General features: G+C 69.7%; 13 protein-coding genes and 4 pseudogenes. 11 read left to right on the forward strand and 6 right to left on the reverse strand.

The genetic code is table 11. From position 1 onward, the window contains the following. The first annotated feature begins 222 nt into the window (after positions 1 to 222). Positions 223 to 585: an amino acid permease gene (locus ACZ3YO_RS23225; protein WP_465572360.1), complete on the forward strand. Its 363-nt coding sequence runs from the start codon at positions 223 to 225 to the stop codon at positions 583 to 585. Between the two features lie 35 nt (positions 586 to 620). After that, entirely contained in the window at positions 621 to 1,976 is a 1,356-nt protein-coding gene (locus ACZ3YO_RS23230) for a GH1 family beta-glucosidase (RefSeq protein WP_465572363.1), read from the forward strand. 84 nt (positions 1,977 to 2,060) lie between these two features. Here the strand turns inward: ACZ3YO_RS23230 and ACZ3YO_RS23235 are convergent, their stop codons facing one another. The 4 genes and pseudogenes from ACZ3YO_RS23235 to ACZ3YO_RS23250 form a co-directional block, all read right to left on the reverse strand. Beyond that, positions 2,061 to 2,426 (reverse strand): RHS repeat domain-containing protein, encoded by a 366-nt coding sequence (locus tag ACZ3YO_RS23235; protein ID WP_465572366.1) that lies wholly within the window; start codon positions 2,424 to 2,426, stop codon positions 2,061 to 2,063. Between the two features lie 464 nt (positions 2,427 to 2,890). Then, positions 2,891 to 6,064, reverse strand: a complete 3,174-nt coding sequence (locus tag ACZ3YO_RS23240; protein WP_465572369.1) for a trypsin-like peptidase domain-containing protein — start codon at positions 6,062 to 6,064, stop codon at positions 2,891 to 2,893. After that, positions 6,061 to 6,411 (reverse strand): trypco2 family protein, encoded by a 351-nt coding sequence (locus tag ACZ3YO_RS23245; RefSeq protein ID WP_465572372.1) that lies wholly within the window; start codon positions 6,409 to 6,411, stop codon positions 6,061 to 6,063. Before ACZ3YO_RS23245 ends, ACZ3YO_RS23240 begins: the two co-directional genes overlap by 4 nt. A 173-nt stretch (positions 6,412 to 6,584) precedes the next feature. Further along, positions 6,585 to 6,755 (reverse strand): annotated as a pseudogene (locus ACZ3YO_RS23250) (pirin family protein); the annotation flags it as partial. 117 nt (positions 6,756 to 6,872) lie between these two features. Here ACZ3YO_RS23250 and ACZ3YO_RS23255 point away from each other — a divergent pair. The 5 genes and pseudogenes from ACZ3YO_RS23255 to ACZ3YO_RS23275 all read left to right on the forward strand — a co-directional run. Further along, positions 6,873 to 7,619 (forward strand): hypothetical protein, encoded by a 747-nt coding sequence (locus ACZ3YO_RS23255; RefSeq protein ID WP_465572376.1) that lies wholly within the window; start codon positions 6,873 to 6,875, stop codon positions 7,617 to 7,619. Continuing rightward, a complete protein-coding gene (locus tag ACZ3YO_RS23260; RefSeq protein WP_465572379.1) occupies positions 7,534 to 7,992 on the forward strand; it encodes a tyrosine-type recombinase/integrase in 459 nt (152 codons plus the stop codon). Before ACZ3YO_RS23255 ends, ACZ3YO_RS23260 begins: the two co-directional genes overlap by 86 nt. A gap of 531 nt (positions 7,993 to 8,523) precedes the next feature. Continuing rightward, entirely contained in the window at positions 8,524 to 9,249 is a 726-nt protein-coding gene (locus tag ACZ3YO_RS23265) for a hypothetical protein (RefSeq protein WP_465572382.1), read from the forward strand. Positions 9,250 to 9,435: 186 nt separating this feature from the next. Further along, positions 9,436 to 9,621 (forward strand): annotated as a pseudogene (locus tag ACZ3YO_RS23270) (family 1 glycosylhydrolase); the annotation flags it as partial. 319 nt (positions 9,622 to 9,940) lie between these two features. Then, positions 9,941 to 10,069: pseudogene (locus tag ACZ3YO_RS23275) on the forward strand (family 1 glycosylhydrolase); the annotation flags it as partial. A gap of 178 nt (positions 10,070 to 10,247) precedes the next feature. Here ACZ3YO_RS23275 and ACZ3YO_RS23280 read toward each other — a convergent pair. Continuing rightward, positions 10,248 to 12,389, reverse strand: coding sequence for an MMPL family transporter (locus ACZ3YO_RS23280; protein ID WP_465572385.1), 2,142 nt, complete (start codon positions 12,387 to 12,389; stop codon positions 10,248 to 10,250). A 256-nt stretch (positions 12,390 to 12,645) separates the two neighbouring features. On the opposite strand from ACZ3YO_RS23280, the gene ACZ3YO_RS23285 reads away from it, so the two are divergent. The 4 genes and pseudogenes from ACZ3YO_RS23285 (at position 12,646) to ACZ3YO_RS23300 (ending at position 15,045) form a co-directional block, all read left to right on the forward strand. Then, entirely contained in the window at positions 12,646 to 13,320 is a 675-nt protein-coding gene (locus ACZ3YO_RS23285; RefSeq protein WP_465572388.1) for a TetR/AcrR family transcriptional regulator, read from the forward strand. Between the two features lie 376 nt (positions 13,321 to 13,696). Next, positions 13,697 to 13,828: pseudogene (locus ACZ3YO_RS23290) on the forward strand (family 1 glycosylhydrolase); the annotation flags it as partial. A 51-nt stretch (positions 13,829 to 13,879) separates the two neighbouring features. Further along, positions 13,880 to 14,155, forward strand: coding sequence for a hypothetical protein (locus ACZ3YO_RS23295; RefSeq protein WP_465572391.1), 276 nt, complete (start codon positions 13,880 to 13,882; stop codon positions 14,153 to 14,155). A 140-nt stretch (positions 14,156 to 14,295) separates the two neighbouring features. Beyond that, positions 14,296 to 15,045: a SpcZ gene (locus tag ACZ3YO_RS23300; RefSeq protein ID WP_465572393.1), complete on the forward strand. Its 750-nt coding sequence runs from the start codon at positions 14,296 to 14,298 to the stop codon at positions 15,043 to 15,045. Positions 15,046 to 15,078: 33 nt separating this feature from the next. Here ACZ3YO_RS23300 and ACZ3YO_RS23305 read toward each other — a convergent pair whose 3' ends face one another. Continuing rightward, positions 15,079 to 15,951, reverse strand: coding sequence for a TauD/TfdA dioxygenase family protein (locus ACZ3YO_RS23305; protein ID WP_465572396.1), 873 nt, complete (start codon positions 15,949 to 15,951; stop codon positions 15,079 to 15,081). Between the last annotated feature and the right edge of the window lie 8 nt (positions 15,952 to 15,959).

The following is a 15,959-nucleotide window of genomic DNA, read 5'->3' on the forward strand; positions in this document are numbered from 1 at the left end:
ATGGAGCCGCCCCGGGCTGCGGCCCGAACCTTCGTCCGGCACTCGATCATCATCGGGTGAGCCCCCGAACGGCGGCGTCCGTCCGGGGTGTGCTCGTGTGAATCGCCCACGGCGAACCCGGCCCGGGTGCCCCGGGAGGGAACACTGGGCGGCTCGTGCCGCTGCCCACGGAGGCGGAGGCGCCAAGGTGAGGAGAGGCGGCCGAGGTGGCGGAGGTTGGTGGTGGCGCAGTTCGCGGCCCGCATCCCGCTCAGTGGCTCCTCGTACCAGTGGGCCTCGCGGCTGGCCAACCCCAGGGTCGGCTGGTGGTTCGGCAGGCCGACCTTCTGCTACCTGGCGACCGGCGTGGTGGCGATCGACAACGCGCTGGCGAGCCAGGCGTTCATGCCGCTCGCCGGCATCGACGAGAACGAGGAGACGGCGCGCCTGATCACGCTGGTGGTGCTGCTCGTCCGGGCCCTGCTCGCGATCGCCTCGACGTGCCTCGTCAGCCTGATCAACTCGGTCGCCGGGGGCCTCGAACTGGCGCTAGTCGTGGTGGTGGCGATCGCGCTTGCCTCTGGCGCTTCGGCGTCGAGTCGATAACATGAGCTCTCCTCACGTTATCTCAGGAGGCTGTCATGCCGGACCGCTTCGACCTGCCGGCGGGGTTCCGCTGGGGTGCCGCCACCGCCGCCTACCAGATCGAGGGGGCGGTGGAGGAGGACGGCCGCGGGCCCTCGGTGTGGGACGCCTTCTCCGCCCGCCCGGGCGCCGTCCGCGACGGGCACACCGGTGCGGTGGCGTGCGACCACTACCACCGGTTCCCCGAGGACATCGCTCTGATGAAGGGCCTCGGGCTGGACGGCTACCGCTTCTCCATCGCCTGGCCCCGGGTGCTGCCCACCGGTGCGGGTGAGGTCAACCCCGCCGGACTCGCCTTCTACGACCGCCTCGTGGACGACCTGCTCGCCGCCGGCATCACCCCGCTGCCCACCCTCTTCCACTGGGACCTCCCGCAAGCCTTGGAGGACGCCGGCGGGTGGCTGAACCGCGACACCGCGTACCGCTTCGCCGAGTACGCGGCAGTGGTCGCCGACCGGCTGGGTGACCGGGTGCCCGCCTGGATCACCCTCAACGAGCCCTTCGTCCACATGGTCTACGGCTACGCCCTCGGCATCCACGCCCCCGGCCGGGCCCTGATGCTCGACGCGCTGCCCGCCGCCCACCACCAGCTGCTCGCCCACGGCCTCGCCGCCGCCGTGCTGCGTGAGCACGGCCTGGAGGTGCTGATCGCCAACAACCTCACGCCCGTGTGGCCCGCCTCGTCCGCCGAGGCAGACCTCGCCGCCGCTGAGGCCTACGACGCCCTGCACAACCGCCTGTTCACCGATCCGCTGCTCCTCGGCCGCTACCCCGACCTGTCGGCCTACGGTGTCGGCCCCGACCTCGGCGGCAGCGTCCACGACGGCGATCTGAAGCTGATCGCCGCCAAGCCGCTCGGCGGCCTCGGCGTCAACTACTACAACCCCACCCGCATCGCCGCCCCCACCGACCCCGGCCTCCCCTTCACCGAGGCCCCCATCGACGGCGTGCCCCGCACAGCCTTCGACTGGCCCGTCGTCCCCGACGGCCTGCGCGAACTCCTCGTCGGCCTGCGCGACCGCTACGGCTCCGCCCTCCCGCCCATCACCATCACCGAGAACGGCTGCTCCGTCGCCGACGAGGTGACCGCGGACGGCACCGTCCCCGACCAACCCCGCATCGACTACCTGGCCGGCCACCTCGACGCCCTCGCCCAGGCCGTCGCCGAGGGCGTCGACGTCCGCGGATACTACACGTGGTCGCTTGCCGATAACTTCGAGTGGGCAGAGGGCTACCACCAGCGCTTCGGCCTCGTCCACGTCGACTTCGCGACCCAGAAGCGCACCCCCAAGGCCTCGTACGCCTGGTACCGAGACATGATTGCCACTCACCAGTGCCATAGGGCTGGGTAGTTGAGATCGACGGCGGCCGTGGCACATGTCGGGACCGGTCCAGGTTGATGAGTGCGCTGGTCGAGCGCGGGCAGGTGGCCGCGCTCAGCCATAGGGTGTGAAGACAGGGTGTTCGATGGTTGAGAAGGCCGTCACCAGCGGTTTGAGCTGAATCGGATTTTGTAGAGGCCTTGAAGCCAGGCGTGATCGCCGTGTTGGCCCAGTTGTGGGCCTGTTTCTGCTCGACGCTGCTGGCATCGCGTGGTACAGGTCGATCAGGTCCGGATCGAGGCCCAGCGGGTCGGGGCTGAGAGAGTGGGCGGTGGCCGGGTCGTAGTACCGGAAGACGTTGTAGTGCAGGCCGATCTCGGCGTCGTGGAACTGCCCGGGGAAGCACAGCGGGCAGTCGATGCTCTCGACCGCGTCAGGCAGCGGGTGGCCGCACAGCGCGGTGCGCTGCTGCCAGGCCACGGCGCCGTGCTCGTCGACCAGTTCGGTCGGGGCTCGCCGACTACGTCGGTGACGATGGCGTGGAAGCGGCGGTCGATCTCGTGCTGCGGGGCGTCGGAAATGGGCAGCAGCCAGTCGGTCTTGGTGAGCGGGCGCTGCCGCGTGAGGGTCCACTCGGCCCCGGCGGCGTGCTGGTGCGCGCACGATCGTCGAGTCGACCGCGACCACGCGGTCCAAGTCGCCCTCGGCTTCGGCCGTCCAGTGCCGACCTCCATGGCCGGTTGTGGACGTCCTTCCACGACCCCGAAGCGCTCCGGCAGGTCCGTTTACGGCGTCCCGGTCCGGTACTTGAACACGATCGCGTCGATCACCTCCCGATGATCACGCCACCGTCCGCCCCCGCCGAGGCGCCGGGTACGGCAACAACGGCTCTGCCCGCGCCTATTGCTCATCAACCAACAATCAGATGATCCGCAGGGAACGGCCTACCCCGGAGCCCCTGGCTCCAAGGGGACCCACCTCGTCATCGAGTCCCAGGCCTGCAGGACATCAGCCAGGACGTCCACCGAGGCCTCGGACTCGGGCCCGACGGTGCTCGCCGTGATGAGCAGCATTCCGCCGTACTGCTCCACCAGCGCGATGAACGCCTCGGTTGCCGGAGCGCTCCAGACCTCCCCGAACACCACCACCGCAACCTCGCCGGGGCCGGTGAGTGCCCAGGCGCGCCCGTCGGAGGACTTGGGCGGCAGCCCGGACCACAACGGTCGCAGGTTGAGCACCTGGGCGTAGGCCGACCGGGGCCCGTACGCCGCCGTCGCCGTCCAGCGGTCCTCGCTGCGGACCAACTGCGCAACCTCGAAAGACGGGTTGACCACGAGGGCGGGAACGCAAAGCGGGCCGAATCCCTCCCCCATGGGCACTCCGGCGGTGAATGCTGTCCAGCTGATGCCCACGTCTTTGGCCGTCTGGGTCAGGGCTGACTCGTTCCAGTGCGGGTACCGGCACAGTCCGAAATGGAAGAGCCGCGCGTTGGCCGCCATGAAGGTGTCGTCCACGTAGAGTGCAGGAACACCGTCACCCAGGGGGTACCCGCAGTCCTGGCAGTCACCGGCCCAGAGCAACTGCATGAGCGAACGGGCTTCCTCCGGTCCGATTCTGTCCAGGCAGACCTGACTGAAGGCCAGGTGCCGCAGTCCGGGCGAGCCCTCCTCTGCTTCCAGGACCACCCAGTCCGAGGGACAGCCACGCTCCTGCGCCCGGCTCCACCATTTCTTCCCCAGGCGGACGTCGCCGAAGGAGTACGCCGTCACACCGGCCATCAGACAGCCGATCGGATCACCCAGCTCCCCCTGCTCGACCGCTGCGGCGTAGGCACCCGACACGTAGGCATTCGCCGTCTCGTGGTCCTTCCTACGCAGGAGGACGCCCGCGTACGAGAGGGCGGCGAGCGGGATCTTGCCGTCGGCAGCAATTCTCAGGGCTTTGACGGCTTCGTCCGACTGCCACTTCGACCTCAGCCAGTCCGAGTAGTGCAGCGCACTGGCGGGATCTCCGGCCTCGGTACCGCGCTTCCAGAGCGCCACCGCCTCGTCCTGGTCGCCCAGTTTCTCGTGGACCAGACCGAGGGCTCCGATCGACATCCGCTCCCCACCCTGGATCGCGCGCTCGTACCACTCCAGGGCCGCTTCCAGATCCCCCCGCACGAAGGAGACGGCACCCATATTATGTGCCCCCATGGAGTCGCCCAGAGCGGCAGCGCACTCGAAGCAGCGGGCGGCGCCGTCATAGTTTTCCTCCTCTGCCAGCAGAGCCCCCAGATTGATCAGGCCGTCTGGATCGTTTGCCTCCGCGAGGGGACGGAGCACCTCCTTGGCCACCTCCGGCCGGCCCGCCACCTTGGCGACGGTCGACACCAGCACCCGGCGCGTATCGTCCACGACGCGCAGCGCCTCTTCCCACACCTGCTCCGGGAGTTCATTCGGACGGGCCCGGCGCGCAGCATCGGACACCAGGTAGTCGAACGGCTTCCACGTTCCGCCCCGGCCCGGCACCAGGGGACTGGTCACGCCCAGCACGATCCGGGACGCCCACTTCCATGCCTCCGCCATGCCCTCCGGACGCAGCGCCGGACCGCCCGCCAGGTCGAGGAAGTACTCGTGGAGGCGTTCCAGGGAATCCGGTGGCAGCGCACTGTCCACACCCGTGCGGGCAAGGGCGACCGCAGCCTCGACGAGAGCGGCCCCCCGGGGGTTGCCCCGCACCCGGGAGGCGGCCTTCCACCGCTTGAGGACCTGTGGCCCCGCCGCCAGGTACTCCGCCACCCCGTGCGCCCGGTCGGCGCTCAAGGCCGCGACGACGCGCGGGTCCTGGCGCGCCGACGCGGCCTGCCGCTCGTCGTCGGTCCAGATCCGGTCCAGCGTGAGGTGGTGCGCAGCACGGATCACCCTGCCCGGCGAGGACGGCAGACGCGGCCCGGTGCTCTGCGAGAGTGACGGCCCGTCCTCCTCATCTGTGTAGTGCTCGTAGAACTCGGTGCGCAGCGTCGCGAGCACGACCGTGCCCCGGCGGACGAGCCGGTCGAGCAGGGACGGCGTCAGCCCGTCGGACCGCAGGTAGGTGTGCAGGTCGTCGAGCCACACGACGCTCTCGTAGTCGCTTCCGGAGGGGGAGTGCAGGAAGGCCAGGTCGGCGTCGGGATCCGGCTTGCAGACCGACCGGTCCGGGAGATTGCGGACCATGCCTTCGAACAGGGCCCGCGACTTGCCCGCCGCCGAATCCCCGGTCAGGAGCAGCATGCCGCCGTTCTCCGCCAGCGCTTCGAGTCGGGCGTCAAGTTGGGCGTCGACGTCGCGTGGCACGTACTTCACCACTTCCGGATGACCGGCGGCGTCCGGCGCGCGATGGACTCCGAAGGAGATCGGGTCGGCGTCGGCGACCCGGAGCCAGTCGCCTTCGCGGGAGGTGGCGGCCTCATGTACCGCGTGCGGTGCCGACCTGCCGATCTCCACCACTTCCGGCCGCAGCCCTGCGGCTGCCTGCACCGCCCGCTGGAACCCGGGGTCAGCCACCACGACGGAGATTGGAACGGCTTCCACCCGTGCGTGCGCCCACTGACCCGGGTCCCCGGAGACCACGCCGATCAGGAATTCTCCGGCGAAGAGCGCGGCACCCGACATCCCCTGCCAGGGCGATGCGCCGGGAGTGCCGGCCGTCGGCGGGGGTGTGTGGGAGCTGTCCAGGATGTAGCGGCCGCGCAGGATCGACGACCCCGGCTTCAGCGTGCCGACGATCTGCTCAGTGTCCGGTCTCGTCCCGTCCCGCAGCGAGATGAGCGGGTACCCCACGGCTTCGCAGTTCTCCCACGCGGCCAGGCCCACCGTCCGGCCCCAGCGGACGTCGGAGATCCGGCACGTCGTGGCGTCCCTGACCAGGTCATCGTCCGCTTCGAGTAGGGCCGCATCGCACGCCTCGTCGTAACGGCGCCACCTGAGGTGGCAGTTGCGCGTCCCCGCTCCTCCGGGGACAGCGACGCGAGCGGCCCCGCCATCCCCGTCGAACAGGTGCGCCGAGGTGAGCACCAGGCGGGAGCTCAACAGGAAGCCGCTGCCCTGCCGCGCTCCCTGGACGATGGCGACGCGTTCGACGGACCGGACGCTCATCCGCAGCGCAGTCCGGACGGATGCTCGAAGTCACCCAGGTCGACCGCGGCCCGGCTGCCGATCTCGATCGGCCCGCCGAGGGCCGAGTCCTTCGGCTTCAACTTCACGGACACCTTGTGGACGGTGTTCTGCGCCACCCCCACCTGGGCGTCGCCGGAGACCACCCAGGCCTTGAACCCCGCCTTGGTCGTCGCGTCGCGTCGCAGCTCGACCGAGAAGTCCAGCGTGATCTCGTCGACCTCGAACCTGATGCGCTGGCTGTCCGCAGCGTCCGCGGCGGCCATCAATTGGTCCCGCAGACCTTGCACGGCCTCGGTGAGTTCCACGTTCTCCAACGGATCGCGCATGTCTCCGACTCCCCCCGTTCGGCCCGCCGTCAAGCGCTATCCTTATCACATCGCCCCTGGCGCGAACGGGTGATCCGAACAACGCCGCCGAACGCACCAGAGCGCGGTGGGGGCGTGTCGAGCACCATCGATGCGCCCATGACACGGCCCACCGCACAGCTACCGGCGCCAGCTCAGCGCTCGTGGCCCTGCGGCTTCAGTGGCGTCAGCGGCAGCTCCGGGGCGGGCAGGCGGGCGAGGGCGTAGCCATGGACTTCGCCGAAGCGGGTGCCGGACTGCCAGTCGGCGCGGGTCTGGGCGATCTCCTCGTTGGTGCGGCCGATGAAGTTCCACCGCAATACCACGTGGTTTGCGTTTCTTCTCAGGTCAGGGGTGTGGCGGACCATCTGCGGTCAGCAAATCGTCAGCATTGGACGCGATGGAGACCACACACGACGGCACCGAGGACCCTGGCCCGCGGCATGGGCACCTTCTTCAAGGAGTGCGAGCACCCGCAGGCGCGGTGGTCGAAGTGCCCGCACGACTATAAGATCCGTTTCCGGAACGCCGCGGGGAGGCAGACCGAGGAGTCCGGATTCGCCGCCCAGGACCAGGCGATCGACCGGCTCCTCGAGATCTACTGCGCGAAGCGCGAGAACCCCTGGAACCAGAGCAAGGCCGAGCGCAACCGCAAGTACGGTGCGATGAACTTCGGGACGTCCACCGAGGAGTGGAAGGCCGGCCAGCGCGCGCTCGCCCCGGCGTCGCTGCGGCACCTCGAATCCCTGCTGGAGCACTACCTCTACCCCGCGTTCCACAGCCGCCGGATGGCCACCTTCGACCACAAGGTCGTCGACGCCTTCATCCGGACCATGGCGCGCAACGGCGTCGGCCTGGCCACCCAGTCCAACGCCTTCGACAAGCTCAAGGCGATCCTGCTCGACGCCCACCGCCTCGGCCTCTACGCCGAGAACCCGCTCGACGGCGTCACCCCGCCTCAGTACGACCCGAAGCGCGCGGTTATTCCTTCGATCGTCCAACTCGGAGGGATACGCGAAGCCGGTAACGACACCTTCAACTTCGTCGCCGAGCGGCTGCGGGCTGCGCAACGGCGAGGCCCTCGCCGTCAATGTCAACAATATCGTGGCCGACGACGTCTACCGCGTCACCGAGCAGGTCAACCAGACGACCAAGGACTGCGCGCCGCTCAAGCACCGCAAGGAAGGTGACTACCGGGACGTCCCGCTGCCGGCCCGGACCCGGCTCAGCCTGCTCTCGTACGCGGACACCTACGGCACCATCGACGGCTACGTGCTCCGCCACCCGCTGGACATCGCGAAGCCGTACCCGTCCTACTACCTGCAGAACCAGTGGGACCGGATCAAGCGGGCAGGCGACGTCGACATCCCCGAAGGCATGACGCTCTACGGTCTGCGGCACTTCTTCGCCTCGAACTGCCTCAGCCACAACATCCCGATCACCAACGTGGCCGAGTGGATGGGGCACAAGAGCATCGACGTCACCTTCAAGATCTACCGCCACCTCATGCCCGGCTCCATCGGGCACGCCGCCCAGGTCCTCGACCTCGGCCTCGCAGCCTGAAGCACGTGGGGCCCTGGTCGCCGGCGAACAGGGCCCCACGTCTTTCGCCGCCCGACATCAACTGCCGGACATCCGCTGCTGCTTCACCCAGGCATTGGCCTCGGCGACCTTGAACTGCAGCTTCGCATTGCGCTCGCTCCCGAAGCGGTACGGGACGAGGCCGACCTTGGCCGCCTCGCGATAGACCTACTGAACGGACATGTTCAGATGCTCTGCGGTCTGCTTGATGGTCATGAACTGCGAAGCCACGGGCTCTCCTCTGCGTCGGCCAGCCGCCACGGGTGCGATCAGGAGAGCCAAAGCTGCTCCATCGACAGGGCTTGGGAGTGCTGCGATCCCGTGGTAAGTTGCCCTCGCGATGCAGGCTCGGGCTTCAGTGCCGGGCCTGACGGCCCCGCCTGGTCGACCATGCGAACGGACCTGTAGTCCGAGCGACACGTGACTGTGCGGACTCTCCCTATCCCTGTGGTGACGCTGACGCACGATCCTGCGCAGTGGCACTGCTCATGAGACGTCTGACAGGACCGAACAGTGATCAACTCGTTCATCGCACACACGAGCCCCGGGCGGAGCAGGGTTTTCGCCCTCCGCAAGGAGCCCCGCGATTATGACCGTCTGGAGGCGGTCACCACGCTTGGAGGCGACGACCTCCGCCACACCGACCAGCTCGTCGGATCCCTAAACAACTACCTGGCGGACCGCGACGACACCGCGTTGCAGGTAGTACTGGACTACCTCCCCAAGGCCGTGCAGATGGCCACGAAGCAGTACCTCAAGGAGAAGTGCCCGCCGCAGATGGGTGCCTTCACCGGCTTCGGGCCGATCGAGATCGTTCGTGGGGCTGTCTACTTCAGTCGGATCGACGAGGAGCTCGAAGATTACCTCGAAGGCGCCTACGCGATCGGCCTGGGAATCCGCATGTCGAACGAGCGCGACAGTGATGGCGACATCGACTGGGTGCTCCAGCTTCGCAACGACGAGGTCTCAGTGCCCGCCAGCGCCGAGCCGCGCTCGTGGGAACTCCCTGCGGAGGTTGAGCTCCTGGAGACCTGGACGAGCAAGGAACCACACCCCGGTCTCGGGCCCGTTCGTGCTGCCCTCGGCGTGGCAGCCAGCGCCAGCGCCGAAGGACGCTGGGTGAGGGTCCACACATTGCTCCACAGCCACCGCGACATCGACTACGAGGGCAGCGGGACCTCGGAGTTCGTCGTCGACGTCTTCAATGCGCCTATCCCGCTTCGGAACTCCGAATACTAGTTCATAAAACTGCCGGACGTTGGTTACATGTGGGCCTCCGACCGTGACGGAGATCTGCCATGCCCCCTTCGCCGCAACAGCAGCAGGACCGCCAGGCCCAGCGACGCCTGGCGGTTTTGAGAAACGCCGAGGAAGTCATCGGGAACGTCTCGCTGACCTGCCGGTACTACGGGATCAGCCGCAACTGGGTTGATACGCGGCCTGGGGCTCGACGGGTACCGGTTCTCGATCGCCTGGTCGCGCGTGCAGCCGGCCGGCCGGGGCGAGGTCAACGGTACCGGGCTCGACTTCTACGAGCGGCTGGTGGACGGGATGTTGGAGGCCGGCATCACTCCGCTGCCCGCGCTCTTCCACTGGGACCTGCCGCAGGCGCGACCGCCTGTCTTCGCCGTGGTCGTGCACTGATTCACGCGTTTCCCGCCTCCCTGCAGCCAGCCGTTCAACTTTGGCGGCGGTGATCCTATACGCCTGGGTTGCCACCATCAGAGGACGGCCCTGACGGCGAGCCGCGAGGAGCCACTGATGGTTACCAGGCCACTGCTGAAGCGCAGGCTGGCAGGCACGGAGACCACGATCTTCGCCGAGTCTTCGACCAATACCTGCCGCGGCGGAGGTCGGGCCGTACCAGCTTGTTGCGGGCCGCTGGCCTGGCAGACCACCGCCACGGATAGAATGACAGGGTGTCCGACGGGCCGAGGGCTACCACCAGCGCTTCGGCCTCGTCCATGTCGACTTCGAGACGCAGGTGCGTACCCCGAAGGCCTCGTACGCCTGGTACCGGGACGTGATCGCTGCCCATCGGGCGAGGTTCGCGGAGTAAGCGGGCCGGGCGACCGCGCTGGCCGTCATCCCGCCCTTCGTCGGTGACCACCCCGTGTGGTTCCCCTCCGCGGTCATCGTGGCCGGCGAGGCCGCCTGGATGCTGGTGCCGCTCGCCGCCTTCCGCCGTGACCAGCGGACCGCAGGTGTCGTGGGGCGCCCGCGGTCCGCTGGTGCCACTAGCCGACCACCGCCGGGGAGCGGGGCGCCTCGGGGGCGGGCTCCGGCTCGTAGTACTCGGTGTGTCCTTCGACGTGGAGGTGGGGCAGACGGCCGTCCAGCCAGCTCGGCAGCCACCAGTTGCCGCGGCCGAGCAGGTGCATCACGGCCGGTACCAGCAGCAGTCGGACCAGCGTGGCGTCGATCAGGATGGCCGACCCCATGCCGACGCCGATGACCTTGATCGGCAGGTCGGGCGACGGGACGAAGGCCGCGAACACGGCGACCATGATGGCCGCCGCCGCGGTGATCACCCGCGCGGTGCCCGCCAGTCCGCTGACGATGGACTCCGCGTTGTCGTTGGTGCGGAGCCAGGCCTCACGCATCCGACTCACCAGGAAGACCTCGTAGTCCATCGAGAGGCCGAACAGGACGGCGAAGGTCAGCACCGGGACGAAGGCCGGCAGCGGGGTGGGGCTGTCGATGCCGATCAGTCGGCCGGCGGTGCCGCCTTCGAGGACGAGGGCGACCACGCCGTACGCGGCGCCGACGGAGAGCAGGTTCATCACAGCGGCCTTGAGGGCGACGGCGAGGCTGCGGAAGGACACCAGGAGCAGGAGCATCGACACCGTGACCACGCCGCCGACGAGAAGCGGGATTCGGCGGGCGATGTTGTCGGTGCTGTCGATCGCGCTGGCGGTCGCCCCGCCTACGTGCACCCGGACCCCGGGGCCGACCGCACCCGGGATGACGTGATCACGGAGGTCGCGGACCAGGGTCTTGGTGGCGCTGGACTGCGGACCGCTCTCCGGGACGACGGTGAGCAGCAGCGAGCGGCCGTCGGAGCCGGGCACCGGAGGGGTCACAGCCGTGACGCCGGGCACCGCCTTCAGCACGGTGGGCAGCGAGGCTGTCGCCTCTGGGGGGGTGCCCGGCGCCAACTCGGCGACCAGGACCAGCGGTCCGTTGCTGCCCGGTCCGAAGCCGGCGGCTACCGCGTCGTACGCCAGCCGGTTCGAGCGCCCGGCGGGGTCGTTGCCCGCGTCGGGGAAGCCGAAGCGCACGCCCAGGAACGGCGCCGCGAGCGCCAGCAGGATGACGACCCCGGTGACGGCACCGAGGACGCGGTGACGCTCGACGAGCCTGCTCCAGCGCAGCCAGCCGGCGCCCACCGAGCTCTCGCCCTGGGTGGCGCGGCGCTGGGGCAGGGGCAGCCGGAGGCGCTCGATGTGTCGGCCGAGGTAGCCGAGCAGGGCGGGGAAGAGAGTGGCGGACGCGGCGATCACGACGAGCACGGAGAGGATCGCCGAGACCGCGGCGCCGCGCATGAACGACAGGCCCATCGCGAACAGCCCGAGCATGCTGACCACCACGGTCATTCCGGCGACCACGACCGCGCGCCCCGCGGTGTCCAGCGCGGCGACCGTGGCGGCTTCGGGTTCGAGCCCCTCGGCGCGCCACTCGCGGAACCGGGTGACCAGCAGCAGCGCGTAGTCGATGCCGACGCCGATGCCCAGCATCGCGGCGAGCGAGGTCGACCAGTCCGGGACCGGCATGATCGCGGCGAGGACCGGCAGCAGGGCGCTGCTGACCGCGAGCCCGCCGAGCGCGGTGAGCATCGGCAGGCCGGCGGCCACGACCGAGCCGAAGGTGATCACCAGGATCACGGCGGCGGCCGCGATGCCGATGCCCTCCGAGCCGATGGCCCCCTGCTCGGCCTGCTGGACCGTCATGCCGCCGAGGTGGACGCGCAGGCCGCCGCCGACGGGGCGGGCGAGGTCGACCAGCCGTTGGGTTTCCGCCTTCGGCATGTCGGGGGCGACGGCGACGTCCAGGTGGATCTGCCCGAGGGCGGTGCGGCCGTCGGCCGACACCTTGCCGCGCGGGCCGTACGGGTCGTCGATGCCTCTGACGTGCGGCACCTCGGCCATCCGGGCGAGCAGGTCCTTGACCCGGTCGCGGGTGGCGGTGTCGGTCACGGTGCCGTCGGAGGTCAGCACCAGGTTGATCGATTCACCGCCCAGCCCGGGAAAGTCCCGTGTCAGCTGCTGCTGGGCCTGCTTGGAGTCCGAGCCGGGCGCGGTGTAGTCGGCGCTGTACTTGGCGCCGAGGCCGGCCGAGAGGCCGAAGGCCGCGCCGGCGGCGAGCAGCCAGAGCAGCACCGTGCGGCCCCGGTTCCGGAAGCTCCAACCGGCTATTCGGCCTAGCGGGCCGGGCCTGTGCGACCCGCTCTCCCCGGCGGCTGTCCGCCGATCCTCGCGCAGTCCCTGGGACATGTGGTCCTCCGTGCGTCGTCAGGGGCTCCGCCCCCCAGGCAAAGCGTTACGCTTCATAACGCGCCTTATGAAGCGTAACGTTTCCCTCGACGGGTACGGATTGTCAACGCGGTGACTGGCGCGGCGGGCGGACGGAGATGCGATGACGGGTGGGTCGACCGACGAGAGCGGGGGGCGGAGCCGCCGTGAGCGGCTGCGCGCCGACACCGTGGAGGAGATCAAGCGCGCGGCCCTGAGCCTGATCGTCGAGCGCGGCGCCGCGAACCTCCGCTTCACCGACATCGCCCGCAGCATGGGGATAACCCCGCCCGCGCTCTACCGCTACTTCGCCGACCGGGACGAGCTGCTCACCGCCCTGGTCGCCGACTCGTACGACAGCCTGTCGGACGCGTTGACGGCGACCCGCGAGACCGTGCCGCCGGGCGACCTGAACGGCCGCTTCGTGGCCACCTGCATTGCCTACCGCACCTGGGCGCAGCGGAATCCGGAGCGCTTCGCCCTCATCTTCGGCTCCCCCGTGCCCGGGTACGCGGCCCCGCCGGACGGACCGACTGTGGCCGCCGGCCGGCGGGCGATGGAGCACATGGTCGAACTCGTCGCCGACACGGTCGAACGCGGCCGGCTCGGCAGCCCGCTGGTGCCGGACGCGGCGGAAGCCCTGATGCTGGCCTGGGCCACCGTGCACGGGTTCGTCACCCTCGAGGCGCACGGCCACTTCCACACGCTCGACCAGCACGCGCGGGACCGCCTCTTCGCAGTCCAGGCGGGCGTCGCCGCACGCACCGCAGGCCTGTCGCCGGCCGTGGACCAGTGGTGATCAAGGCCCGCGCGGAAGACGGCCATGGCTTGGGCGGCGAGGACGGCACCATCCGCAACTCCTGCGCCTCCCCGACGTGCCGGCTGGTCCGGACCAGCCGGCACGCGACGAACTGACATGAATCCCCGGCTACGGCTCCCACGAGCGGTTGCTCGACCTGGTGTGACCCGAGGTCGGTGGCCCGATAGCACCGGCGTTGACCGCGTCCTTTGTGACCGCGGCGGCCGGCTCGCCGTCCTCGACGTTGTTCCTTGAGGAGGGCGGGCCGCCTGCACCGAGGTGCCATCGACTTCCGTTGTTTCCAACTACTTTGGTAAGCAAGAGGATTGACGATGGAAAACGGGCTTCTGAGGTAGAATGACACCCCGTTCGACGGGCCGAGGGCTACTACCAGCGCTTCGGCCTCGTCCACATCGACTTCGAGACGCAGCGCCGCACGCCGAAGGCCTCGTACGCCTGGTATCGCGACCTGATCATCAATCATCGAGTTGTCACAGAGGGCAGTTGAGCTAGCGGCTGTGGTGGCATTCGTAGGGTCGATCCGGGCTGACGGGGTGTCGTGGAACAGGCGCCCGTGGTTGCGCAGCGGACCCCGGCCGAGATCATGCGGATCACCGAGAGCGCCCTGCGGGCACTCGACCCCGCGCTGCGCATCGCCGTCGAGAAGGAGATGGCGGCGATGGACGACGGCAGGATGTCGATCACCACGCCGCAGCGTGGCCGCGAACTGGTTGACGAGCTGGGCCGAGTCGGACGGCGTCACCCGTGCTGGCGATCCATCGGCACTGGACTCGCCCGTCGTTCTGGTGATGGCCGCCCAGGTCTGGGGACTTGACCGCCCGCCTGGCGGCAGAGGCTCCACAAAACTCGGCGCGACTCATAAAATGATCACCGGCTTACTCACCCCTCGGGAGTTGACCACGGCTCAGCACTCGCCGCGTCGGCCCGCAGATCACCAGCCCAGGAGTCGCGCCCATGACCACACCTGAAGCCGCCACGGAACGGGAGACGTTCGAGGCCTTCCTCTCCTCCCTCGGAGCCGACGGACCTGCGGCTGGACCCGAGTGGCTCAGGGGCGTGGGGGAAGCGCTTTTCGAGGCGATGGAGGCCGACGCGGCGAGGGATTGGGCGCGTCGGGTGCACCTTGAGCTGGTGCGTCTGGACGGGGAGGTGCCGTTCGGCGTCGTCCACGACTGGCACCACCGCAGCGTGCAGCCGGTCCTGGTCGAGGCGAGCGAGCGGCGCGGTGGGGTCGCCGCTCGGCATCAGGCCGTGGCGGACCTGCACGAGCGGGCGTCGAACGGCGAGTGGATCGGCGAGACGGCCTGGGCCGCCGAGCTCCGGCCCGCGCTGCGGGAGCTGTACGGGTACGCCTACGCCTATGCCGACGCCTACGCCGCGGCCGCCTCGGCGGCGGGCGCGTACGCGTTGGCGAACGGCTACGGCGAGGCCGAGGCCGCCGCGTACGGTGCGAGCTACGCCGAGCTGAACACCGAGGCCAACGCGCGGGCCCACGCCGACGCGAACGCCCTCGCCAACGCCCCGGCCGTGGCAGGCGCGTTGGCGGCCACGGACCCGGCGGCCTACGCCGCCACGTACCCGGCCGCGCGGGTCCGGGCCGTCGTCCGGGCCCACGCGGAGCAGGACCGGACGAGGACGAGGGACGTCGGCGCGCGGCTGGCCGACGGCCTCGCCGACAGTCTGGCCCGGGTCGCGGCGGCCTGACGGTGAGCGGCGGACCGAACTCCCCGGGCCGCCTCAGCCCATCAGCGGGCCGCCGTTGATCGCCACGCGCTGCCCGTAGCGCGTGAGGGGGTGGTAGTCGTACGTCGCGTGGTGCTGGACGCAGCGGTTGTCCCAGAAGACCAGCGTGTTGGGGGTCCAGCGGACGCGGCAGTGCAGCAGGGGGCGCTCGGATATGACCTTGAAGAGCATGTCGAGCAGCGCCCGGCTCTCCTCGGCGGACAGCTGCGGGATGCGCCCGGTGTAGGCCCGGTTGACGTAGAGGATCTTGCGGCCGGTCTCCGGGTGGCGCACCACCAGCGGGTGTTCGCTCTTCGGGATGACGTAGTCGGCCGGCGGGGTGTAGCCCTGGAAGGCGATCCGGCCGTCGTGCACGGCGGTCAGACCGTCCAGCAGCTCCCGCATGGTCGGCGACAACATCTCGTAGGCCAGGTGCATGTTGGCGAACAGGGTGTCGCCGCCGCTGCCGCCCTCCGGGATGCGGGTGATGTAGAGCATCGACCCGAGGGAGGGTTCGGCGTCGGCGGTGCCGTCGGCGTGCCAGCCGTTGCCGGCCACGTTCTCGGCCTCCGGTGTGGTGCTGATCTCCAGGATGTACGGATCGGCGTCCACCGGAGGCGGGTTGACGGGGCGGAGCTCGCCGAAGTGGGCGGCGAGGCGCTTGTGGTCCTCGGCCGTGATGATCTGGTCGCGCAGGACCAGCACGTGGTGGTCGAGGAAGGCGGACTTGAGCTCCGCCAGCTGCTCCTCCGGCAGTTCCTGTGAGAGGTCGATGCCGGTCACCTCGGCGCCGATGACCGGGGTGAGGGACTTCACCTCGATGGTCCGGTACTTCCGCGCGGGCCTCGTGGTGAGCTGCTTGACGGCGTCGAGTTCGTACTGCTCCATGGGGGACT

Source organism: Kitasatospora sp. NPDC022785 (assembly GCF_055561295.1).